The sequence below is a fragment of the Sphingomonas sp. genome (genome assembly GCF_039594485.1).
GTDB lineage: Bacteria > Pseudomonadota > Alphaproteobacteria > Sphingomonadales > Sphingomonadaceae > Sphingomonas.
Map to the genome: position 1 here is coordinate 90,029 of NZ_JBCNNI010000008.1, position 21,758 is coordinate 111,786.

23 protein-coding genes and 1 tRNA gene are annotated in these 21,758 nt (G+C 66.6%); 13 read left to right on the forward strand and 11 right to left on the reverse strand.

What is annotated here, in order from left to right:
- Positions 1-105: 105 nt before the first annotated feature.
- Both ABDV78_RS05475 and ABDV78_RS05480 read left to right on the forward strand, forming a co-directional pair.
- Positions 106-180 (forward strand) — tRNA-Gly (locus tag ABDV78_RS05475).
- Between the two features lie 233 nt (positions 181-413).
- Positions 414-896: a GNAT family N-acetyltransferase gene (locus tag ABDV78_RS05480; protein WP_343526266.1), complete on the forward strand. Its 483-nt coding sequence runs from the start codon at positions 414-416 to the stop codon at positions 894-896.
- 4 nt (positions 897-900) lie between these two features.
- Here the strand turns inward: ABDV78_RS05480 and ABDV78_RS05485 are convergent, their stop codons facing one another.
- A complete protein-coding gene (locus ABDV78_RS05485) occupies positions 901-1,650 on the reverse strand; it encodes an SDR family NAD(P)-dependent oxidoreductase (RefSeq protein ID WP_343526267.1) in 750 nt (249 codons plus the stop codon).
- A gap of 160 nt (positions 1,651-1,810) precedes the next feature.
- Here ABDV78_RS05485 and ABDV78_RS05490 point away from each other — a divergent pair, with 160 nt between their 5' ends.
- The 5 genes from ABDV78_RS05490 to ribA all read left to right on the forward strand — a co-directional run bounded on the left by ABDV78_RS05490 (position 1,811) and on the right by ribA (position 5,928).
- Positions 1,811-2,458 carry a DsbA family oxidoreductase gene (locus tag ABDV78_RS05490; RefSeq protein ID WP_343526268.1) on the forward strand — a complete coding sequence of 216 codons (648 nt, stop codon included), beginning with the start codon at positions 1,811-1,813 and terminating at the stop codon, positions 2,456-2,458.
- Positions 2,459-2,482: 24 nt separating this feature from the next.
- Complete coding sequence (gene msrB / locus ABDV78_RS05495; RefSeq protein ID WP_343526269.1) at positions 2,483-2,947, forward strand: peptide-methionine (R)-S-oxide reductase MsrB; 465 nt, start codon at positions 2,483-2,485, stop codon at positions 2,945-2,947.
- A gap of 273 nt (positions 2,948-3,220) precedes the next feature.
- Positions 3,221-3,853 carry an outer membrane lipoprotein carrier protein LolA gene (locus ABDV78_RS05500; RefSeq protein ID WP_343526270.1) on the forward strand — a complete coding sequence of 211 codons (633 nt, stop codon included), beginning with the start codon at positions 3,221-3,223 and terminating at the stop codon, positions 3,851-3,853.
- 183 nt (positions 3,854-4,036) lie between these two features.
- On the forward strand, positions 4,037-4,873 hold the full coding sequence (locus ABDV78_RS05505; RefSeq protein WP_343526272.1) for an exodeoxyribonuclease III: 837 nt from the start codon (positions 4,037-4,039) through the stop codon (positions 4,871-4,873).
- Positions 4,870-5,928 (forward strand): GTP cyclohydrolase II, encoded by a 1,059-nt coding sequence (gene ribA, locus ABDV78_RS05510; RefSeq protein WP_343526273.1) that lies wholly within the window; start codon positions 4,870-4,872, stop codon positions 5,926-5,928. Before ABDV78_RS05505 ends, ribA begins: the two co-directional genes overlap by 4 nt.
- A 71-nt stretch (positions 5,929-5,999) precedes the next feature.
- Here ribA and ABDV78_RS05515 read toward each other — a convergent pair whose 3' ends face one another.
- Together ABDV78_RS05515 and ABDV78_RS05520 are read right to left on the reverse strand one after the other, a co-directional pair.
- Positions 6,000-6,668 (reverse strand): HAD family phosphatase, encoded by a 669-nt coding sequence (locus ABDV78_RS05515; RefSeq protein ID WP_343526274.1) that lies wholly within the window; start codon positions 6,666-6,668, stop codon positions 6,000-6,002.
- Positions 6,665-7,324: a YggS family pyridoxal phosphate-dependent enzyme gene (locus ABDV78_RS05520; RefSeq protein ID WP_343526276.1), complete on the reverse strand. Its 660-nt coding sequence runs from the start codon at positions 7,322-7,324 to the stop codon at positions 6,665-6,667. The genes ABDV78_RS05515 and ABDV78_RS05520 overlap by 4 nt, the downstream gene beginning before the upstream one ends.
- Positions 7,325-7,346: 22 nt before the next feature.
- On the opposite strand from ABDV78_RS05520, the gene ABDV78_RS05525 reads away from it, so the two are divergent.
- Entirely contained in the window at positions 7,347-7,850 is a 504-nt protein-coding gene (locus ABDV78_RS05525; RefSeq protein ID WP_343526277.1) for a thiamine phosphate synthase, read from the forward strand.
- A 144-nt stretch (positions 7,851-7,994) separates the two neighbouring features.
- On the opposite strand, the gene ABDV78_RS05530 is transcribed toward ABDV78_RS05525, so the two are convergent.
- Positions 7,995-8,702: a hypothetical protein gene (locus ABDV78_RS05530; RefSeq protein WP_343526278.1), complete on the reverse strand. Its 708-nt coding sequence runs from the start codon at positions 8,700-8,702 to the stop codon at positions 7,995-7,997.
- A 244-nt stretch (positions 8,703-8,946) separates the two neighbouring features.
- Between ABDV78_RS05530 and ABDV78_RS05535 the strand changes: the two genes are divergently transcribed.
- The 4 genes from ABDV78_RS05535 to holA are packed head-to-tail and all read left to right on the forward strand — an operon-like array spanning position 8,947 to position 13,455.
- Positions 8,947-9,381, forward strand: a complete 435-nt coding sequence (locus ABDV78_RS05535; protein WP_343526280.1) for a DUF3576 domain-containing protein — start codon at positions 8,947-8,949, stop codon at positions 9,379-9,381.
- A gap of 12 nt (positions 9,382-9,393) precedes the next feature.
- Entirely contained in the window at positions 9,394-11,895 is a 2,502-nt protein-coding gene (leuS, locus tag ABDV78_RS05540; RefSeq protein WP_343526281.1) for a leucine--tRNA ligase, read from the forward strand.
- Positions 11,892-12,422 (forward strand): LPS assembly lipoprotein LptE, encoded by a 531-nt coding sequence (gene lptE, locus ABDV78_RS05545; RefSeq protein WP_343526282.1) that lies wholly within the window; start codon positions 11,892-11,894, stop codon positions 12,420-12,422. Before leuS ends, lptE begins: the two co-directional genes overlap by 4 nt.
- Before the next feature lie 13 nt (positions 12,423-12,435).
- Positions 12,436-13,455, forward strand: a complete 1,020-nt coding sequence (gene holA / locus ABDV78_RS05550; protein WP_343526283.1) for a DNA polymerase III subunit delta — start codon at positions 12,436-12,438, stop codon at positions 13,453-13,455.
- A gap of 108 nt (positions 13,456-13,563) precedes the next feature.
- Here the strand turns inward: holA and ABDV78_RS05555 are convergent, their stop codons facing one another.
- The 6 genes from ABDV78_RS05555 to ABDV78_RS05580 all read right to left on the reverse strand — a co-directional run bounded on the left by ABDV78_RS05555 (position 13,564) and on the right by ABDV78_RS05580 (position 19,304).
- A complete protein-coding gene (locus ABDV78_RS05555) occupies positions 13,564-14,481 on the reverse strand; it encodes a ParB/RepB/Spo0J family partition protein (RefSeq protein WP_343526284.1) in 918 nt (305 codons plus the stop codon).
- Entirely contained in the window at positions 14,478-15,269 is a 792-nt protein-coding gene (locus ABDV78_RS05560; protein WP_343526285.1) for an AAA family ATPase, read from the reverse strand. Before ABDV78_RS05560 ends, ABDV78_RS05555 begins: the two co-directional genes overlap by 4 nt.
- Positions 15,266-15,880 carry a 16S rRNA (guanine(527)-N(7))-methyltransferase RsmG gene (rsmG, locus tag ABDV78_RS05565; protein WP_343526286.1) on the reverse strand — a complete coding sequence of 205 codons (615 nt, stop codon included), beginning with the start codon at positions 15,878-15,880 and terminating at the stop codon, positions 15,266-15,268. The genes ABDV78_RS05560 and rsmG overlap by 4 nt, the downstream gene beginning before the upstream one ends.
- Positions 15,877-17,712: a tRNA uridine-5-carboxymethylaminomethyl(34) synthesis enzyme MnmG gene (gene mnmG / locus ABDV78_RS05570; RefSeq protein ID WP_343526289.1), complete on the reverse strand. Its 1,836-nt coding sequence runs from the start codon at positions 17,710-17,712 to the stop codon at positions 15,877-15,879. The genes rsmG and mnmG overlap by 4 nt, the downstream gene beginning before the upstream one ends.
- A gap of 66 nt (positions 17,713-17,778) precedes the next feature.
- A complete protein-coding gene (mnmE, locus tag ABDV78_RS05575; RefSeq protein WP_343526290.1) occupies positions 17,779-19,071 on the reverse strand; it encodes a tRNA uridine-5-carboxymethylaminomethyl(34) synthesis GTPase MnmE in 1,293 nt (430 codons plus the stop codon).
- Positions 19,072-19,079: 8 nt separating this feature from the next.
- Positions 19,080-19,304 (reverse strand): DUF6489 family protein, encoded by a 225-nt coding sequence (locus ABDV78_RS05580; protein ID WP_343526291.1) that lies wholly within the window; start codon positions 19,302-19,304, stop codon positions 19,080-19,082.
- A gap of 97 nt (positions 19,305-19,401) precedes the next feature.
- Here ABDV78_RS05580 and ABDV78_RS05585 point away from each other — a divergent pair, with 97 nt between their 5' ends.
- Positions 19,402-20,103, forward strand: a complete 702-nt coding sequence (locus ABDV78_RS05585) for a dienelactone hydrolase family protein (RefSeq protein WP_343526293.1) — start codon at positions 19,402-19,404, stop codon at positions 20,101-20,103.
- Between the two features lie 41 nt (positions 20,104-20,144).
- Here the strand turns inward: ABDV78_RS05585 and ABDV78_RS05590 are convergent, their stop codons facing one another.
- Positions 20,145-21,719, reverse strand: coding sequence for a lysine--tRNA ligase (locus tag ABDV78_RS05590; protein ID WP_343526294.1), 1,575 nt, complete (start codon positions 21,717-21,719; stop codon positions 20,145-20,147).
- Between the last annotated feature and the right edge of the window lie 39 nt (positions 21,720-21,758).

Below are 21,758 nucleotides of genomic sequence, written 5' to 3' on the forward strand. Positions count from 1 at the left end.
TGGAGTCGCCAATGAGAAATTTTTGAAAAAAGGGCTTGCCGGTTCGAAAACCCCCATCTATTAGCGCGCCTCACCCCAGCCGGTTCGCCGGTTCGGAACGCCAGAGCGGGCGTAGCTCAGGGGTAGAGCACAACCTTGCCAAGGTTGGGGTCGAGGGTTCGAATCCCTTCGCCCGCTCCAGCGACTTCACTGCAAGTCGCCATTATCGCGATGCGACGCGATATATCCTTTACAGCATAGCGAACAGATCGTGGCGATGTTGATCGTCCTTCGTCCTCTGCTGTCGTCAGGGATTTTCACCCTTTTGCCGCAACTCTGCCGATCATGGCCATCGGGACCGAGGAGATGAGTCGCGCGGATCAGGTCACGATCCGTCGATGCCAATCTCCCATCCGGCGCGTATCCTTCGCCCCATGCCGATTCGCCCCGCCACCGCCGACGACGCCCCCGCCATCGCCGCGATCATCCTGCCGGTGATCCGCGCGGGCGAGACCTATGCGCTGGACCCCGCCATGCCGGAGGCGGAGGCCCTCGCCTATTGGCTTGGACCGGACAGGGCGACCTTCGTGTTCGAAGAGGCGGGTGCGGTCCTCGGCACCTATTATCTGCGCGCCAATCAGGCGGGCGGCGGGGATCATGTCGCCAATGCCGGATACATGACCAGTGCCGCCGCACGCGGGCGTGGAGTCGCGCGGGCGATGGCGCGGCATTCCTTCGACGCGGCGCGGGCGCGCGGTTTTACCGCGATGCAGTTCAACTTCGTGGTCAGCGCCAATGCCGCCGCGGTCCATCTGTGGACCTCGCTGGGCTTTGCGACCGTCGGCCGGGTGCCGGCGGCGTTCCGGCACCCGAAGCTGGGGCCGGTCGATGCCCTGGTGATGCACCGACCGCTCTGACCGCTTACCCCTCGCGCGCGACCTGGAAGCCCGCAAAGGACTGGCTGACCGGCATCAGCTCCAGCCGGTTGATGTTGAGATGCGGCGGCAGCTCGGCGACCCAGAGCAGCGTCGCGGCGATATCCTCCCCCGTCATCGGGTGGGATCCCGCATAAAGCGCATCCGACGCCGCCTGGTCCCCGCCGGTGCGGATGGTGGTGAACTCGGTCTCGACCATGCCCGGCTCGATCGAGGTCACGCGCACCCCCTTGCCGTGCAGGTCGGCGCGCAGGTTGAGCGAGAATTGCTTCACGAACGCCTTGGTCCCGCCATAGACGTTGCCGCCGGTATAGGGATAGTTCGCCGCCACCGAGGACAGGTTGATGATCCCCCCGCGCCGTTCGATCAGGCGGGGGAGCAGCCGGTGGGTGATGGTGATCAGTCCATCGATATTGGTCGCGATCATCGTCCGCCACTGGGCCAGATCGCTGTCCTGGGCGGGCCTGGTGCCGAGCGCGAGCCCGGCATTGTTGATCAGCAGGTCGATATCCGCGAACGCCTGCGGCAATCCCGCCAGCGCGGCATCGAGCGCATCCTCGTCGGTGATGTCGAAGGCGAGCGGGTGGAACCCTCCGCCCAGTTCCTCGGCCAGAGCCCGCAACCGGTCGGCGCGGCGCCCGGTCCCGATCACCCGCCATCCGGCGGCAACAAAGGCGCGCGCGGTCGCGGCTCCGATTCCGGCGGTGGCGCCGGTGACAAGCGCGGTTCGGGTCATGGGCTTACTCCTTGGTCGCAGGCGCGGGCAGGCGCGGGAAACGGGACGTCCGAACAAGGGGGCGAAACACAGGCTTTGCGTTCGCGCCCCTTTGCCCGGGCGTCGGGCTTTCCCACATAGGGTCCAACGCCGTTCGCGGCCACGTCAATCAGGACTTCTCATGCCTCGGCCCATCCGTATCGATTTCGTCTCCGACATCTCCTGCCCCTGGTGCATCATCGGGCTGCGCGGGTTGGAGATCGCGCTGGAGCGGATGGGCGATGCGATCGAGGCCGACATCCATTTCCAGCCCTTCGAGCTGAACCCCGCGATGGGGCCGGAGGGCGAGAATATCGTCGAGCATATCGGCCGCAAATATGGCGCGACGCCCGAACAGTCCGCCGCCACCCGCGCGACGATCCGCGAGCGGGCAGCGGCGGTCGGCTTCACCATGGCGATGGGCGACACGTCGCGCATCTACAACAGCTTCGATGCGCATCGCCTGCTGCACTGGGCGGAGACGATGGGGCGACAGGCGGCGCTGAAACATGCGCTGTTCGACAGCTATTTCACGCGGGGAGAGGATATTTCGAAGCACGACGTGCTGATCGCCGCCGCCGCCGGCGCCGGTTTGCCCGAGGACGAAGCCCGCACGATCCTGTCGACCGACCGCTACGCCGCCGAGGTGCGCGAGGCGGAGCGGCTGTGGCAGGGGCGCGGCATCCAGTCGGTGCCCGCGATCATTGTCGACAATCGCTATCTCATTTCGGGTGGACAGCCGCCCGAAGCGTTCGAACAGGCGCTTCGCCAGATCGTCGCCGAAGCCTGATTTTCCCGCAAAAGGAGCCCCCCAATGGCCGACACCCGCTATGCCAAGACCGAGGAAGCCCTCGCCAGGCTGACCCCCGAACAATATTATGTGACGCAACAAAGCGGCACCGAGCGCCCCGGTACCGGCGAATATCTGCATACGCGCGAACCGGGCCTCTATGTCGATATCGTCTCGGGCGAACCGCTGTTCGCCTCCGCCGACAAGTTCGATTCGCATTGCGGCTGGCCCAGCTTCACCCGGCCGATCGAACCCGCGCATGTCAACGAGCTGCGCGACACGACGCATGGCATGATCCGCACCGAGGTCCGCTCGGCGCATGGCGACAGCCATCTGGGCCATGTCTTCCCCGACGGCCCGCGCGATCGTGGCGGCCTGCGCTACTGCATCAACTCGGCCTCGCTGCGCTTCGTCCCGCTCGACGAGATGGAGGCGCAGGGTTACGGCGACTATGTCGATCAGGTCCGGGATGCGGCGGACGAAGCCTGACACCGTTCCTCCCCCGCAAGGGGGAGGACCTGACCATCCGACGCATGGGGCACCTTTTGCCTTTCCGGTCGTTTGATCCGCCCAACGACACGGGACCGGAAACAGGCGGCAGGGGGGATGGCGATGATCCGGGGATACGCGGCGATGCTGCACACACGCCCCATATCCGGTGCGTCCACCACCCCGGGGGCTAAGGACGTCGCTGATCCTCTGATTCACGGCCTGTTCAATCGGTTTCGCGCATAGCCCCATGTGCTCGACAGGAGTTTTTGCATGTTTCGTTCGATTGTGGCGCTCCGCTTGGCGGCGCCGGTCACCGCCGCGATGGCCCTGGCCCCGGTCCCTGCCATCGCCCAGGCGAGCGGTGATCTGGCCGCGGTGCAGCGTCACCTGCAATCGGTGACCACGATGACCGCCGATTTCACCCAGACCGACCGGGCGGGCAAGGTGCTGACCGGCACGCTGACCATGAAGAAGCCGGGCAAGATCCGCTTCCAATATGAAAAGGGCGTGCCGCTGCTGATCGTCGCCGATGGCGGCGCACTGACCTTCATCGACTATTCGGTGCGCCAGGTGCAGCGCTGGCCGATCAAGAATTCGCCGCTGGGCGTACTGCTCGATCCCAGCCGCGACATCGGCCGCTATGCCAAGGTCGTGCCGAGCGCTGATTCGCGCCTGTTGTCGGTCGAGGCCAACGACCCCAAGCATCCCGAATATGGCCGGATCACCCTGGTCTTCGCGCGCGACGCCGCCGCCCCCGGCGGGTTGATGATGCAGGGCTGGGTCGCGCTGGACAGTCAGAACAACCGGACCACCATCCGCCTTTCCAACCAGCGATTCGGCGTGCCCGTCGACGATAAGGCGTTCCGATTCAACGATCCCCGGAGAACGGCGGCGCGAAACTGAACGCTGGAGGGCCGTTTCATTCATCCGCGCGACAGGTTCGCTGCCCTATCAGGGACTTGCGGTTGAGGGGCGTTCGAGGTTCCCCCCTGTTGCTCGAACGAGCACCCTCATCCCGCCTGCGTGACGAACGCCAGGTCGGCCCTCGCTCCATGCCCCCGGAGCGGGGGCCTTTCGTTTCCCGGCATGCCATCGGGCGTAACCTTGTCTCCCCCCCGCCCCGCCGCTACATCGGCGTCCGTGAAAATCGCCTCCTGGAACATCAATTCGGTGCGTTTCCGCGCCGCCATCGTCGAGCAATTCCTGACGGAAGCCGCGCCCGACCTATTGTGTCTTCAGGAGACGAAGGTCGTCGACGACGACTTCCCCTTCGATCTGTTCCGGTCGCTGGGCTATGAGCACATCATCATCCATGGCCAGCGGATGCACCACGGCGTCGCGATCGTGTCGCGCGTGCCGATCACCGAGGATGATCGCCTGGACTGGCAGGCCAATGCCGAGGCACGGCATGTCGGTATCCGCCTGCCCAACGGCGTGCGGCTGGAGAATGTCTATATCCCAGCGGGCGGCGACGTGCCCGACCGCGAGGTGAACCCGAAGTTCGGCCAGAAGCTCGATTTCCTGGGTCGCATGATCGACTGGTCGGGCAAGCTGGACTGCCCCACCATCCTGACCGGCGACTTCAACATCGCGCCGCTGGAATCGGACGTGTGGAGCCACAAGCAGTTGCTCGACGTGGTCAGCCATACGCCGATCGAGGTGGAGACGCTGGCCAGGCTCCAGGCCTCCAACGACTGGGTCGATCTCGGCCGGCATTTCATCCCCGCGCCGCAGCGGCTCTATACCTGGTGGAGCTACCGCGCGAAGGACTGGGCGGCATCGGATCGCGGGCGGCGGCTCGATCATATGTGGGCGACGCGCGACGTGGCGGAAAAGGCCGTCGCGCATCAGGTGTTCGAGGGGTGCCGGAGCTGGCTGAAACCCTCCGACCATATCCCGATCATGACGGAATTCGATTTTTGAGTCCCAACACTCCCGATCCCAAGGCGGCCGCCCGCGCCATCGACGCGCTGCGCCGGGGCTGGCCGATCGCGATCCAGGGTCAACCGCTGCTCGCGGTCGAGACGGCCGACCCGCTTCGCCTGGCCGCCTTCGATCCCGACGCCCGGGCGCCGGTGCTGATCTCGGCCGGGCGGGCGGCGACGTTGAAGCTGAGCAACCAGTTGGAGGCCGCCGACCCGGATGCGGCGGTACTGGTCGAGCGTGCGCCATGGATCGACTTCGCCGCCGCCACCGCGCTGGCCGATCCGCAATTCGACCTCGCGACACCGCTCAAAGGCCCGTACCGCGCCGTCCCCTTGCCTGATCCAGCGATCGCGGCGGCCGCGATCCGGTTCGCGCGGATCGCCGGAATGCTGCCCGCCTTCTTCCTCGGCGGCGTGGGCGTGGAAGCGGAACTGTCGCTCGCCGACATCGCCGCGCATGAAGATGCCGAGGCGCTCGCCATCGCCACCCGTGCCCGCCTGCCGGTGGCGGGGGCCGAGGATGCGGAGATCGTCGCCTTCCGCTCGCCCCATGCCGCGGGCGAGCATGTCGCCTTGCTGATCGGCCAACCCAACGACCAGCCGCCCCTGGTCCGGCTGCACAGCGAATGCCTGACCGGCGATGTGCTGGGCAGCCTGAAATGCGATTGCGGACCACAGCTCCACGCCGCGATCCAGGCGATCGCGGAATCGGGCTGGGGGATCCTGCTCTATCTGCGACAGGAGGGGCGCGGGATCGGCCTGGTCAACAAGCTGCGCGCCTATCAGCTTCAGGACCAGGGATTCGACACGGTCGACGCCAATACCCGGTTGGGCTTCGCCATCGATGCGCGCGATTTCGGGGTCGCGGCGCGGATGCTGAAATTGCTCGGGCAGGACCGGGTGCGGCTGCTGACCAACAACCCGGCCAAGGTCGCCGGGTTGAACGCAGCGGGGCTAAGGGTGGTCGAACGCGTCGCGCACAGCCTGCCGCCCAATCCGCACAACGAACGCTATCTGGCGACCAAGCGCGACCGGACGGGGCACCAGCTCTGACGACTGGCCCGTCTCCGCACGTCCCTCCGTTCCGCTGAACGGCGGGATCGAGCGGGCGGGCGGGCGGGCCGTCAAAGCCCCAGTTCACGCCTCACATCGGTATAATCCTGGGCGATCGCCGCGACGCCGATCGCGCGCAGCCGTTCATCATGCCCGACCGCGCAATGCGTTCCCATGCACATGCCGATGACATGGCCCCCGCTCGCCACCGCGCCGGTCGCGCCGACGGGGGAATCCTCCAGGATCGCGCAATCCTCGATCCGCACCCCCAGCCTGTCGGCGGCGTAGAGATACAGGTCGGGCGCGGGCTTGCCGCGGGTCACATGCTCGCGGCCGCTATAGACATGCTCGCCGAACGCCTCGCGCAGCCCCAGATGGCGCAGGTGGCGATCGAGCCAGACGGTCGGACTCGACGACACCACCGCCTTGGGGAAATCGACGGGGAGCGAACGGACGAAATCGACCGCACCCGCGATCGCTGCCACGCCCTCTTCCATCGCGCGGATATCCTCGACCCGCCGCGCCTCGTAGAATGCGTCTGGCAGGGTGTAGCCGATCCGCCCCTCGATCGCCGCCACAAAGTCCTTGCCCGCCAGCCCCATATAATGGTGCATCGCCTCCTCGGGCGTATGCGGATGGCCGTTGGCGGTCAGCCATTCGGCGAGATGGCGATTGCCCTCATATTCGCTGTCGATCAGGACGCCGTCGAAATCGAACAGCAGCGCGGCGAAACGGCTCATGCACGGGCTCCGAACAGCGCGCTGCCGACGCGGACATGGCTGGCGCCCAGCATCGCCGCGACCTCGTAATCCTCCGACATGCCCATGCTCAGCCTGGCCAGCCCCATCTCGCGCGCCATCTTGGCGAGCAGCGCGAAATAGGGCGCGGCGTCGAGCCCGTGCGGCGGAATCGCCATCAGCCCGACGATCGGCAGCCCGGCGGCGCGCGCCTGCTCCAACAGGTCCGGCGCTTCGGCGATCGCGCAGCCCCCCTTCTGCTCCTCCTCGCCGATATTGACCTGGAGGAAACATTCGGGCCGCCGCCCGCTCTTGCCCATCGCCTCGGCCAGCGCGGCGATCAGCGAGGGGCGGTCGACGGTATGGATCGCATCGAACAGCGCGACCGCATCGGCGGCCTTGTTGGATTGCAACTGTCCGATCAGATGAAGTTCGACCCCGTCATACGACTCGCGGAGCGCAGGCCATTTCGCGGCCGCCTCCTGCACGCGATTCTCGCCGAACACGCGCTGCCCGGCGTCGAGCAGCGGGCGGATCGTGTCGGCGTCATGCGTCTTCGACACCGCGATCAGGGTCGGTGTCGGATGGTCGCCCAGCTTCGCGGCGTGCTGAAGCCGGGCGGAGACGGTGGCAAGGCGGGAAACGCTGTCGTCGGTCATGCCGGGCGCTATAATGCCCAGGATGCCCGACCGATACCCCGTGACATGGCTGATGACCGACGAGCGGCTGGGACACGGACTATGGGCCGCGCTGCGCCGCCTGCCGCCGGGGTCGGGCGTGGTCTTTCGCCACCATGCCACGCCCCCGGCCGAACGGCGCGCGATTCACCGGCGCGTGCGGCGAATCGCAAGGGCGCGGCGGCTGATCCTGCTGGTGGCGGGCGGTGGCCTGCCCGGCGATGGCGTGCACAAGCACGGTCGGGGTTCGGATTTGCGCAGCCACCCCGCGCATGACCGAGCCGAGGCGATCGCGGGCTGGAAGGTCGGGGCGGACCTGCTGTTCGTGTCGCCGCTCTTTCCCACCCGCTCGCATCCCGGCGCGCCTGCGCTTGGCCCGGCGCGCGCCGCGCGGATCGGGCTGGGACTGGGCCTGCCCATGATCGCATTGGGGGGGATGACGGCGAAACGCTTCCGCCGATTGCGCGGGCGATTCGATGGCTGGGCCGCTATCGACGCCTGGCTGTAAGGTCGGCCCTGGGTCTGGGAGACGCCATCATGTTTCCGGTGATCCTGACGGCCACCATCGCCGCCCAAGCATCTCCTTCGGCGGGACTCGCGGCGTTCATCCGAGACAAGAAGCGCACCCGCTATCGCCATGCGCTTACCGCGTTTAGAAGCGGAAGGCCGTACCCAGATAGACCGCCTGGCTGCTGCGGCGATCATCGTCGATCCGCGCCAGACGCTCGCGATCCGAACGATAGCGGACACCCGCCGTCACATCGAGGTTGCGGGTCAGCGCATAGGAACCGCCCATGTCGAGCGAATAGCTGGACGGCATGTCGACCAGCTTGGTCACGCCCTCGATCGGGCGATCGGTCGAGGCCTTGACCCGGCCGGTGAAGCGATTCGCGGTATAGCTGACCGCCACATCGGCGCTTTCGCGGCTGCCCGGCATGCCCGCCAGATCGACATGCGCGATGTCGCCCGATACCGCCAGACGCTTCCAGCCCACCGCGACACCCAGATTATAGGAAATCGGTGCCAGCCCGACCGTCGGCGCGGTATTGGCGGCGATGCGTTCCTCGCTGGTGCGGCTGGTCCGCGCGCGGACCGCGATATTCACCGCGCGACTGCCGCCCCGCTGGCTTTCCGCCGGGGTGAAGCGCAGATCGCCCGCGTCCAGCCCGCTGCGCGCGAAGATCGCGGCGAGTCGCGGATCGGCTGCGGCCGGGGTGAAGCCGCCGCTGCCGCGCAAGGTCAGGCTGTGCTTGACGGTACGGGGGCTCTGCTCGATCGCGCCGATGGCGGGCGCGACCAGCGCAGTCGTGGCGGCGAGCGCCCCGATTGCCAATCCGATCACCACACGCCCGAAAAACACGGCCGACCCCTTTTTGAAGACCCCTTTGCAAGGATCGTCCTAACATAAAAGTGGATGCGAGCGATCCCATTGTTACGCCTGCGGCAGCGATTCTTGTCCAACTGTTGCGTATCCCCCACAGAATCCCCCATCCCCGCCTGCCCGGCCTTGCCCGCCCGCCCCCTTCCCATCCGGGCGCTTGCCGGGGTGTCGGCACCCCTGTAGAGGCGATAGGCAACCCTTATTCCCAGTCAGGACAATGCCGATGCTTCGCCGTTCCGCCACCGCGTTCGCGGTTATCGCCGCTCTGTCGCTCGGGGCCTGTGCCGGCAAGAAGGATCGCCCGCAGGGCGACCTGGCCGCGTCGAAGATCACCACGATCGGCGTGAATTCCTATCTGTGGCGCGCCAGCCTCGACACGCTCAGCTTCATGCCGCTGACGCAGACCGATTCCAACGGCGGCGTGATCGTCACCGACTGGTACATCAACCCGCAGGTTCCGACCGAGCGGATGAAGGTCACCGTCACCATCCTGGACCAGGATCTGCGCGCCGATGCGCTGCGCGTGACCGCGCTGCGCGAGGTCAATCGCGGCGGCCAGTGGGTGGCCGCGCCCGTCCAGGCGTCGACCATCCAGAAGCTGGAAGACATCATCCTCACCAAGGCGCGCGACCTGCGCCGTGCCTCGATCACGAAGTAAAAGACGACAAGAATGGCCTCGCGTTTCAACGCCCTGAAATCGGATTCGACCTGGCAGCGGATCTGGGAGGAGCGGCGCACCTTCGCCGCCGACGATCACAGCACCAAGCCACGGTCCTATGTCCTTGAGATGTTTCCCTATCCATCGGGGCGCATCCATATGGGCCATGTCCGCAACTATACGATGGGCGACGTGCTGGCGCGCTATCGGCGGATGATCGGGCATGAGGTGCTCCACCCGATGGGCTGGGACGCGTTCGGCATGCCGGCCGAGAATGCCGCGATGGAAAAGGGCGTCCATCCGGGCGGCTGGACCCGCGACAATATCGCGACGATGAAGGCGCAGTTGAAGCGGCTGGGCTTCGCGCTGGACTGGACCCGCGAGATCGCGACCTGCGAACCCGATTATTACGGGCACGAACAGGCGCTGTTCCTCGACCTGTACGCAGGCGGCCTGGTCTATCGCAAGGAATCGGCGGTCAACTGGGACCCGGTCGACATGACCGTGCTGGCCAATGAGCAGGTGATCGACGGGCGCGGCTGGCGCTCGGGCGCGCTGGTCGAGAAGCGCAAGCTGAACCAGTGGTTCCTGAAGATCACCGACTTCGCCGACGAGCTGCTGGAAGGTCTGACCACGCTGGAGCATTGGCCCGACAAGGTGAAGCTGATGCAGGAAAACTGGATCGGCCGCAGCCAGGGGCTCCAGTTCCGCTTTGCACCCGTCGCGCCCTTTGCCGAGTCGATCGAGGTCTATTCGACCCGCCCCGACACCATTTTCGGGGCGAGCTTCGTCGCGATCGCGGCGGATCACCCGATCGCGCGCCATCTGGCCGAGTCGAACGCCGACGCGGCCACGTTCATCGAGCGCTGCAAGGCGGGTGGCACCACCGCGGCCGAGCTGGAAACGCAGGAGAAGCTGGGCTTCGACACCGGCTATCGGATGCAGCATCCGATGGACGCCAGCGTCACTCTGCCCGTCTATATCGCGAACTTCGTGCTGATGGATTACGGCACGGGCGCGGTGATGGGCGTGCCCGCGCATGACCAGCGCGACCTGGATTTCGCGCGCAAATACGGCCTGACCGTCACCCGCGTCGTGGCCGATGGCGACAACACCGATCCGGTGTTCGAGGGCGATACCGCCTATACCGGCACTGGCCGTCTGGTGAACTCCGGCCCGCTCGACGGGCTGGACGTGGAAGCCGCCAAGGCCGCCGTCATCGCCCGCGCCGAGAGCGAAGGCTGGGGCCAGGGCCAGACCGTGTACCGCCTGCGCGACTGGGGCGTCAGCCGCCAGCGCTACTGGGGCACGCCGATCCCGATCATCCATTGCGACGATTGCGGCGCGGTGCCGGTGCCCAAGGACCAGTTGCCGGTCACTTTGCCCGAGGATGTCACCTTCGACGTTCCCGGCAACCCGCTCGACCGGCATCCGACGTGGAAGCATGTCGACTGCCCCAATTGCGGCAAGCCCGCCCGGCGCGAGACCGACACGCTCGACACCTTCGTCGATTCGTCCTGGTATTTCATACGCTTCGCCAGCCAGCCCAAGGATCGCCCATTCGATCCCGAGGTGGTCGGGAAGTGGCTGCCGGTCGGCCAGTATATCGGCGGCGTCGAGCATGCGATCCTGCACCTGCTCTATGCCCGCTTCTGGACACGCGCGTTGAAGCATATCGGCCTGATCGACGTGGCGGAGCCCTTTGCCGGGCTGTTCACGCAAGGCATGGTCACGCACGAAAGCTACAAATCGTCGGACGGCCGCTGGCTGGCCCCCGGCGAGATCCGTGACGGCATCGAGATCGCGACCGGTCAGCCGATCACCGTCGGCCGCGTCGAGAAGATGTCCAAGTCCAAGAAGAACACCGTCGATCCCGAACCCATCGTGGATCAATATGGTGCGGACGCGGTGCGCTGGTTCATGCTGTCCGACAGCCCGCCCGAGCGCGACCTGCCCTGGTCGGAATCGGGGATCGAGGGTTCGTGGCGCTTCGTCCAGCGCTTGTGGCGCCTGTTCGACGGCGCGCAAGCCGCCGAGGGCGAGGACAAGGCGCTCGCGCGCAAGCTGCACCAGACCATTGCCGGTGTTGCCGCCGATATCGAGGCGCTGGCCTTCAACAAGGCGGTCGCCAAGCTGTACGAACTGGTCAACACCATCGAAAAGGCCAAGCCCTCCGCCACGCGCGGCGAGGCGATCCGCACCACCATGTTGCTGGTCGCGCCGATGGTGCCGCATCTGGCCGAGGAAGCCTGGGCCGGCATGGGGCAGGACGGCCTGATTGCCGATGCGGCCTGGCCCGAAGTCGACGAAGCCCTGTTGGTCGAGGACGAGGTTACCGTCGCGGTACAGGTCAACGGCAAGCTGCGCGACACGCTGACCGTCGCCAAGGGGCTTCCCAAGGATGTGCTCGAGTCGACCGCGCTGGCTTCGGACAAGATCGTCCGGGCGCTCGACGGGGCGACCCCAAAGAAGGTGATCGTGGTGCCCGACCGTCTGGTGAATATCGTCGCATGATGCGCCCCCTCCCCCTCCTCGTCGCCGGGCTGACGCTGACGCTTGGCCTGACCGGCTGCGGCCTTCATCCGCTTTATGCGGGCGGTGGCTCGGGGGCGGTCGCCACCGCCCTGTCGGGTGTCGAGGTCGCACCGATCGAGGGGAAAGCGGGCTGGCTGATGGCCAATGCGCTGAAGGACCGGCTCGGCGGTGGCCAGGGTGGCGGGGCGCGTTATCGGCTTGATGTCCGTCTCGACGACCAGATTCGCGGCCTGGGCGTGCGACGGGACGACTCGGTGGTGCGCGAACGGCGTATCCTGCGCGCCCGCTATCAACTGGTCGACCAGACGAGCAATGCGGTGCTGGTCGACGCCACCGCCGGTTCGGACGCGGGGATCGATGTGGTCCGTTCCGAATATGCCACCATCGCGGCGGAAAACACCGCGCTGGAGCGGCTGTCGGTGATCGTCGCGGACGAGATCGTCGCGCGCCTCGCCACCTATGCCCGGTCGCGTTCCGGCGAGGCGATGGCGCCAGCGCGGCCGTGAAGGCCCGGATACTGTGAAGGCGAACGCCAATCAGATCCGCCAGGCGCTGGCGCGCCCGTCCGCCGATATCCGCCTTTACCTGCTCCATGGTCCCGATGAAGCGGGCGCAAGCGAGTTGGCGCGGGTCCTGGCCGGGGCGATGGGCCGTGATGCCGAGCGGATCGACCTCGACTCGGCGACGCTCAAGAGCGATCCCGCCCGCCTGACCGACGAGGCCGCCGCCATGTCGCTGTTCGGCGGCCCCCGCCATATCCGCATCGCCAGCGTTGGCGAGGAGGGACTGGCAGCCTTTACCGCCCTGCTGGAGGCCGATTCGGCCGGCAATCCGGTGGTCGCCATCGCCCCCTCGGTCAAGACGACGGCCAAGATCGTCAAACTCGCGCTCGATTCCCCGCGCGCCATGGCCTTTGGCTGCTACGCCCCCACCGCGGCCGATGCCGAGCGGCTCGCCGCGACCATGGCGGGCGATATGGGGCTGCGCCTGGCAAGCGGCGTGGCGAACCGGCTGGTCGAGGCGGCGGGGGCCGATCGATCGGTGATGACCCGCGAGCTGGAAAAGATCGCCCTCTATCTCGACGCCGCGCCCGATCGCCCGCGTGAGGTCGACCATGGCGTAATGGATGCGATCGGCGCGGATCTGGGCGAGGTCGAGATGGGCGATGCGGTCGAAGCCGTTGTCGAGGGCCGCGTCGCCGATCTGGGCGGCGAACTGGCGTTGCTGGACGAAGGGGGCGCGTCCCCCATTCCCTGGCTACGCGCGCTGGCGCGGCGGCTGGTCGCGCTGGCGGAGATGCGGGCCGATCTGGATGCGGGCGAGCCCGTCGAGGCGGTGATGAAACGCCACCGCGTCTTCTTCCGTGACGAGGCGCGGACCGCGCGGGCGCTGCGCCGCTGGACCCCCGCTATGCTGGCGCGGGCGCTGACCCGTATCCGGGCGGCGGAACGCGCGGTGATGGCCCCGGGCAATGCCGGAGCGGTCCTGGCAGAGTCGGAAGCCACGATCATCGCGCAAGGAATTGCACGACGGGGTTAGCGTGAAGCATAGCCTTCGACTTCAGCTATTTTCGCCGAAATCGAAGGCCCCACCTCAGAAATCAAAAGCCAATTGCGCCTGTCTGCGAAGCAGACCAGCGTCCCGCTTTCAAATCCCCTCACCTGTCAGCCGCTGGCACACCATGTCGAGCTGATCGAGCGTCGAATAGCTGAGGGTCAGCGTGCCGCCCTTTTCGCCATGCGCGATCCGCACCGTCAGGCCGAGCAGATCGGCCAATTGCCCCTCCAGCGCCGCGATGTCCGCATCCGCCGCATCCTGACCCGACGGCTTGTTCGTGGGCCGGTCGCCCGAGGTCGCCTTGCGACCGCCACCCTTGGCCTCGCGCGTCAGCTTTTCGGTCTCACGCACGCTCAGGCCGCGCACGATCACCTGATCGGCCAACGATTCCACGTCGTCCGCGCCCAAAAGCGCACGCGCATGGCCCATCGACAGCGCGCCGCTGACCACCTGCGACTGCACCGTATCGGGCAGTTCGAGCAGGCGGAGAAGGTTCGCGACATGGCTGCGCGACTTGTGGACGATCTTGGCCAGCGCCTCCTGGGTATGGCCGAATTCGCCCGCCAGCCGCTGATAGGCCTGCGCCTCTTCGATCGCGTTGAGGTCCTGCCGCTGGATATTCTCGATCAGCGCGATTTCGAGCGTCTGCGCGTCATCGAAATCGCGAACGACGACCGGCACCTCGTGCAGCCGCGCACGCTGGGCCGCGCGCCAGCGACGCTCGCCCGCGACGATCTGGTAATCCTTGCCATGTGGGCGAACGACGATCGGCTGAATCAGCCCGCGCGCCGCGATCGAGGCGGCGAGTTCGTCGAGCGCCGCTTCCTCGAAATGGCGCCGCGGCTGATCGGGATGGGGCGACAGCGATCCGACGGGCAGCATCCGCACCCCGCCCGGCGCCGGCTGATCGCCCGGACGGGTCGGCGCCTCACGCGCGATATCGCCCAGCAACGCACCCAATCCACGCCCCAGACCGGGACGCGGACGCTTGGCCGTTTCCGCGCTCATGCCGCCGCGGCTCCTGGCTGGCTGTGGAGCGGCAGACGTGCGATCAGCTCACGGGCCAGCGCGATATAGGCCTGGCTGCCGACGCAGCGATGGTCATAGATCAACGCCGGCAAGCCGTGGCTGGGCGCCTCCGACAGTCGGACATTACGCGGAATCACCGTATCGAACACCACACCCCCCAGGACCGCACGCACATCGGCCGACACCTGATCGGTCAGCCGGTTGCGACGGTCATACATCGTCAACGCCACGCCCAGAATCGCGAGCCCCGGATTGAACCGCGCGCGAATCCGCTCCACCGTGGTCAGCAATTGCGACAGCCCCTCCAGCGCGAAGAACTCGCATTGCAGCGGCACGAACAGCGAGTCGGACGCGACCATCGCATTGATCGTCAGCAGCCCCAGCGAGGGCGGGCAATCGATCAACACGATATCCCAATTGCCCTGCGTCCGCCGCATCGCCTGATCAAGCCGGTGCGTCCGATTCTCGAAATCGACCAGTTCCAGTTCCGCCCCCGACAAGTCGACGGTCGCGGGCACGACATCGAGCCGGGGCACCTGCGTATGGACCACCGCATCGTCGATCCGCGCCTCGCCCAGCAGCACATGATAGCTGGAGAACATCCGCTGGCTGTTGGGAATGCCGAGGCCGGTCGAGGCATTGCCCTGTGGATCGAGATCGATCAGCAGGACGTTCAGCCCCGTCGCCGCCAGAGCGGTGGCAAGATTGATGGCGCTGGTGGTCTTGCCCACCCCGCCCTTCTGGTTCGCAATGGCAACGCAGATCATCGGGCCTCTACTCGGTCGAGGATCACGATCGACGAATCCGCCGAGGTGATGCTATGTTCCACGTGAAACACGAAGCGCCACTGCCGCTTGAGGGTCTTGATTTCGCGCTCGTCAAGGCGGCCGCGCGGGAGCAACCACCGCGTTTCCTGTTTGCCGCAGTGCGAGGCCGCGCGCAAAAGATTTTCGACGCTGGCGACCGCGCGCGCCGAAATAATGTCGGCCTTGACCGATACCGCCTCGATCTTCGAGGCATGGACCGTCACCCGGTCCGCCACACCAAGCCGTTCGGCACAATCGCGTAGAAAGTCGGCGCGGCGCTTTCGCGGCTCGACCAGCGCAACCTGCCCGCCCCAGGCCAGGGCCACCACCATGCCGGGAAAGCCGCCACCGGTGCCGATATCGACCCACTGACCGTCGCTACGCCCGGCGAGTGGCACAAGCTGCATCGAATCGAGCGCATGGCGCGACCAGATGGTCTGGATGGTTGAGGGCGCGATCAAATTCTGCTGGTCATTCTCGACGATCACCAGCGCCAGGAAATGATCGATCCGCTCGGCAGCGTCCGTGCCGAACCGCTCGACGATCCAGTCGCGTGCCTGGTCTTCGGTCATGCCGCCGCCTTTCGTGCGTGAAGAAGCACCGCCGACAGCGCGGCGGGAGTGATGCCGCGAATCCGCGAAGCCGCCGCCAGCGTCGCCGGACGCGCGAGGCTCAGTCGGTCGATCATCTCCTGCGACAGGCCCGGAATAACGGCATAGTCGAGCGAGGGCGGCAGGATGATCTGCTCATCGGCACGCAGCCGCGCGACCTCCTCGGCCTGGCGCTCGACATAGGGGGCGTAGCGCGCATCCTCGAGCGTCTCCGCCACCACGGCCGGGTCGCATCCGTCCGCGGCATCGGCGGCGACATGCGCCAGTGTGACACCGTCGAAGCGCAGCCATTCATACGCGCTGCGACGCGCGCCATCCTGTGCGATCGCCGCCCCACTCCGCGCGAGATCGGAGGCGGTCCGGGCGATGGACAGCCGTTCGCGCAACAGGACCTGCTGGGCCTGCCGTCGCCGTCGGTGCGCCAACCGCTCGGCGGACAGGCACCCGGCCTCCTCGGCAATCCCACCCAATCGCGTCTCGGCATTGTCGGCACGCAATGACAACCGATATTCGGCGCGCGCGGTCAGCATCCGATAAGGCTCGGTCACGCCCTGCAACACCAGATCGTCGATCATCACGCCCAGATAACTCGATGCGCGATCGAGGATGACGGGGCCAAGGTCACAAGCATGACCGGCCGCGTTGAGCCCGGCGATCAGCCCCTGCCCTGCCGCTTCCTCATATCCCGTCGTGCCGTTGATCTGGCCTGCGCAGAACACCCCCGCCAGCGCCCCCAGCGCCAGCCGGGCGTCGAGCGCACGCGGGTCGATATGGTCATATTCCACCGCATAGCCGGGCAACGTGATCACCGCCCGTTCCAGCCCCGGCATCGACGCGATCATCGCCGCCTGCACATCCGTCGGCAACGAGGTCGACAGGCCGTTGGGATAGACGATCGGGTCATCCAGCCCTTCCGGCTCCAGGAAGATCTGATGGCTGTCGCGATCGGCGAAGCGCTTGATCTTGTCCTCGATCGACGGGCAATAGCGCGGCCCATTCGCCTCGATCGCGCCAGTGAACAGCGGCGAGCGATGAAAGGCATCCGCGATGATCGCATGGGTCGCCTCGGTCGTCCGGGTGATCGCACAGGCGATTTGCGGCAGGGGCCGCGTCGCCGTCATCGGCGACATGGTCCAGGGATCGGAATCGGAGGGCTGCTCGTCCAGCCGCGCCCAGTCGATGGTGCGACCGTCCAGACGCGGTGGCGTGCCCGTCTTCATCCGCGCCATCGGCAGGCCCAGCGCGCGAAGTTGCTCCGCCATGCGGGTCGCGGCCCGCTCGCCGATACGGCCACCGAGATGCCGCTCCTCGCCCCGGAACAGCCGCCCGCCCAGGAACGTCCCGGTCGCGAGCACGACCGCGCGACAGGCCAGCACGCCACCATCGGCAAGCTGAACGCCTGCCACTTGGTCGCCGTTCAGGACCAGCGCCTCGGCCTCTCCCTCGACGATGGTGAGGTTCGGTTGGGCCGCGAGCATCGCCTGGATCGCGCCGGCATAGCGTCGCCGGTCGGCCTGCACCCGCGGGCCCTGGACGGCCGTGCCCTTGCTGCGGTTGAGCATCCGGTAGTGGATCGCGCCCTGGTCCGCCGCACGGCCGATCAACCCGTCAAAGGCATCGACCTCACGCACGATATGCCCCTTCCCCAATCCGCCGATCGCCGGATTGCAGGACATGGCGCCCAGGCCATGACGATCGAAGGACAAGAGGACCGTCCGCGCACCCCGGCGCGCGGCCGCAGCAGCGGCCTCGGTTCCCGCGTGACCGCCACCGATCACTACGACATCAAACATGCGCCCGCCCTATCCCAAGCGACGGGCAGCGTCAAAGCGATCCGGCTCAACGTTCCACGTGGAACATCATTTGCCGAGGCAAAACCGCCCGAACAATGCATCCAGCATCGTCTCGGTCGCACTGACCCCCAGCAGCTCGGCCAGCGACTGCCGCGCGACGCGAAGCTCTTCCGCGACCAGAAGAATATCGTCGGTCCGCGCCACTGCCGCCATCAGCGCCTGTGCCGCGCGGCGACATTGCGCCTGCTGGTGGCGCTTGAACCCGATCGCGTCCTCGCGTGGCAGAAGGGTCGCCGCCGCCTCCGCAATCGCCTCCCACACCGCCGCGACCGAAGCGCTGTCATCCCGCCGCACCGCCAGCCGCCGCCCCGGGGGCAGGGCCGCCCGCTCGGGCAGATCGGCGCGGCTGTGAAGCCAGATCGCGTCCGCGCGCGGTGGCGGGGTATCCGCCATCCACAACAGGATATCGGCCTGCACGATCGCTTCCTGCGCGCGGGTGACGCCGATCGCCTCGATCACGTCATCCGTATCCTCGGCCAGCCCGGCAGTGTCGGTCAGCACATAGGCGATCCCGCCACGCAGGACGCTCGCCTCGATCCGGTCGCGCGTCGTCCCCGCGATCGGCGAGACGATCGCCGCCTCGCGCTCGACCAGCAGGTTGAGCAGGGTCGATTTGCCACTATTGGGCGGCCCGGCCAGCACCACGCGAATGCCGTCATGCAGCCGGTCGACCGGCGGCCGATCGACGACCTCCAGTATCGCGGCGGACAGCGCATCCATGTCGCGCTTGATCCGGGCGACGACCGCCGCGTCGAGCGGCACGTCATCCTCTTCGGCGAAATCCAGCATCGCCTCGATCGCGGCGGACAGCGCGGAAAGCTGATCCATCCAGCCGCGCAGCGCCTGGCTCACCCGGCCTTCAACCGCGCCGATCGCCGCGCGTCGCTGTCGCTCGGTCTGCGCTTCGAGCAGATCGGCCAGCCCTTCGGCCTCGGCCAGATCGATCCGGCCATTGAGCAAGGCCCGGCGGGTGAACTCCCCCGGCTCGGCCCGACGGACACCAGGATGTTCCGCCAGCGCCGCCTCGACCGCTGCAACGACGGCACGCCCCCCATGGCAATGGAGTTCGACCAGATCCTCTCCGGTCGCGGTCGCTGGTCCGGGAAAACACAGGACCAGCGCCGAATCGAGCAAAGCCCCCTCCCCGTCGCGCAACGACCGGAGCCCCGCGCGACGCGGCTCTGGCAATCGCCCCGCCAGACGTTCGGCCACCGCGAAGGCGCCTGGTCCGCTCACCCGGATCACCGCGATCGCGGCGGGCGGCTGTCCGCTCGATACGGCGAAGATCGTGTCCGTCATGGGAAGGATCAGCCCTTCTGCCCCTCGAACATGCGCCGCCACATCGCCATGCCCGCCTCGCCCATCGGTGCCCAGTTGCGCATCATCGCCTCGATCATCTCGGGCTTCACCCCCGACTGCATCGTGTCCAGCATCATCTGGACATAGCGTTCATGGATCGGCGTCAGGTCGGGCAGGCCCATGGCGCGCCGCGCTTCCTCGGGCGTGCAGTCGATTTCCACATTCACTTTCATGCGTCATTCTCCTTCACGCGACCAACAGAGCCATAAGGCGTTATGGTCGCGTCGACCATGACCCCGCAACGCCTCGTTGCTTCAGGAGAGCCAGCACATGACCGGAACCAAGACCATCGCCGCCGGACACGGCGAGGGCGCATTCAATGCCTATTATGCCGAGCCGGAGGGCAAGCCGTCCGCCGCGATCATCGTCATCCAGGAGATTTTCGGGATCAATGCGGGTATCCGGCGCAAATGCGACATGCTGGCCGAGGCGGGCTATCTGGCCGTCGCGCCCGATCTTTTCCACAAGATCGCGCCGGGCATCGAACTCGACCCCGATGTGCCGAACGAGATGCAGCAGGCGCTCGACCTGATGGGCCAGTTCGATCAGGACGGCGGCATTCGTGATATCGAGGCGACCATCCACGCGATCCGTGCCGAGCATGGCGCGGACTTCAAGGTCGGCGTGGTCGGCTATTGTCTGGGCGGACGACTGGCCTTCATGACCGCGGCACGGACCGATGTTGATGCCAGTGTCGGCTATTACGGGGTCGGCATCGACGGGCTGCTGGGGGAGAAGCACGCCATCGCCAAGCCGGTGATGCTCCACATCCCCGAGGAGGATCATTTCGTCGACAAGGCGGCGCAGAAGCGGGTGCATGAGGGGCTGGACGATCACCCCAAGGTCACGCTGCATGATTATCCCGGCGAGGATCACGGCTTTGCCGCCGCCTTCGGATCGCGCCGTTCGGAAGAGGCCGCGCAACTGGCGGATCGGCGTACCATGGCCTTCTTCGCCGAGCATCTCGGCTGATACGAAAAAGGGGGGAGCTGGCCGGCTCCCCCCTTCCCTTTTTACGCCGCCTTGGCCAGCGCCTCGGCGATCAGTTTGCGGCTGTTATCCACACCATAGAGCGCGATGAAGCTGCCCATGCGCGGCCCCTGGGCCGACCCCAGCAGCGTCTCGTAGAGCGCCTTGAACCAGTCGCGCAGCGACGGGAAAGCGTCGGTCTTGCCGATTTCATAGACGATGTTCTGGATGTCCTCCGCACTCGCCCCATCGCCAAGCGCCGCCAGTTGGGCGTCGAGCTGGCGCAATGCCTCAGCCTCATGCGGCTCGGGGGCACGACGCTGAAGCGTCGGCGCGACGAAATCGCGGGCATAGGCCAGCGCATGGTCGATCAGCCGGTCGAGTTCTGGATATTTCTCGGCCGACGCTTCCGGCACATAATTGGCGAGATAGCCCCAGACCTGTTCCTTGGTCGCCTCGCCCATCACCCCGACCAGGTTGAGCAGCAGGCCGAACGTCACCGGCAGCTCTCCCTGCGGCAGCTTGCCGTCATGGATATGGTGCACCGGGTTGCCCAACTGCTCCTTGAGCGACTGGTTCGGGTAGTTGGTGCGGAACTGCCAATATTCGTCCACCGCGCGCGGGATGACGCCCATGTGGAGCTGCTTGGCCTTTTTGGGCTCGCGATAGGCGAAAAAGGCCAGGCTCTCCTCCGGCCCATAGGTCAGCCATTGGTCGAGGCTGAGGCCGTTGCCCTTGGACTTGGAGATCTTCTCGCCATGCTCGTCGAGGAACATCTCGTAATTGAAGCCCTCGGGCGGGCGGCCGCCGAGCACGCGGGCGATCTTCGACGACTGGGTGACCGAGTCGATCAGGTCCTTGCCCGCCATCTCATAATCGACGCCCAATGCGACCCAGCGCATCGCCCAGTCGACCTTCCATTGCAGCTTGGACAGCCCGCCCAGCGCCGACTGGACGATCCGCTCGCCCTCGTCCTCGAACGCGATCAGGCCCGCCTCGGCATCCACGACCTCGACCGGTACCTGAAGCACGATGCCCGATTTGGGGCTGATCGGCAGGACGGGCGAATAGGTCGCGCGCCGTTCGGCCCGCAGGGTCGGGAGCATCACGTCCTGGATGCCCTGATAATGTTTGAGCACCAGACGCAGCGCGTCGTCGAACCGACCGGAGGTGTAGTATTCGGTCGAAGAGGCGAATTCATATTCGAAGCCGAAGCGGTCGAGAAACTGACGCAGCATCGCATTGTTATGCGCGGCAAAGCTGTCGAACTTTTCGAACGGATCAGGCACCTGGGTCAGCGGCTTGCCGAGATGCTCGCGCAGCATCTCCTGGTTCGGCACATTGTCCGGCACCTTGCGGAGACCATCCATGTCATCCGAAAAAGCGATCAACCGGGTTTTCTGGTCCGACAGGGCATGTAAGGCGTTGCGGACCATGGTGGTGCGCAGCACTTCGTTGAAGGTGCCGATATGCGGAAGCCCTGACGGGCCATAGCCGGTTTCGAACAGGATCGGCTCGCCGCCCGGCTTGCCGTCGGGATAGCGTTTGAGGAGCTTGCGAGCCTCCTCATAGGGCCAGGCCTTGGACTCGAAAGCGGTGGAGCGAAGTTCGTCTGTCATGGATTTGCCTCTGACAAGGCAAGGCGCGATGCACAAATG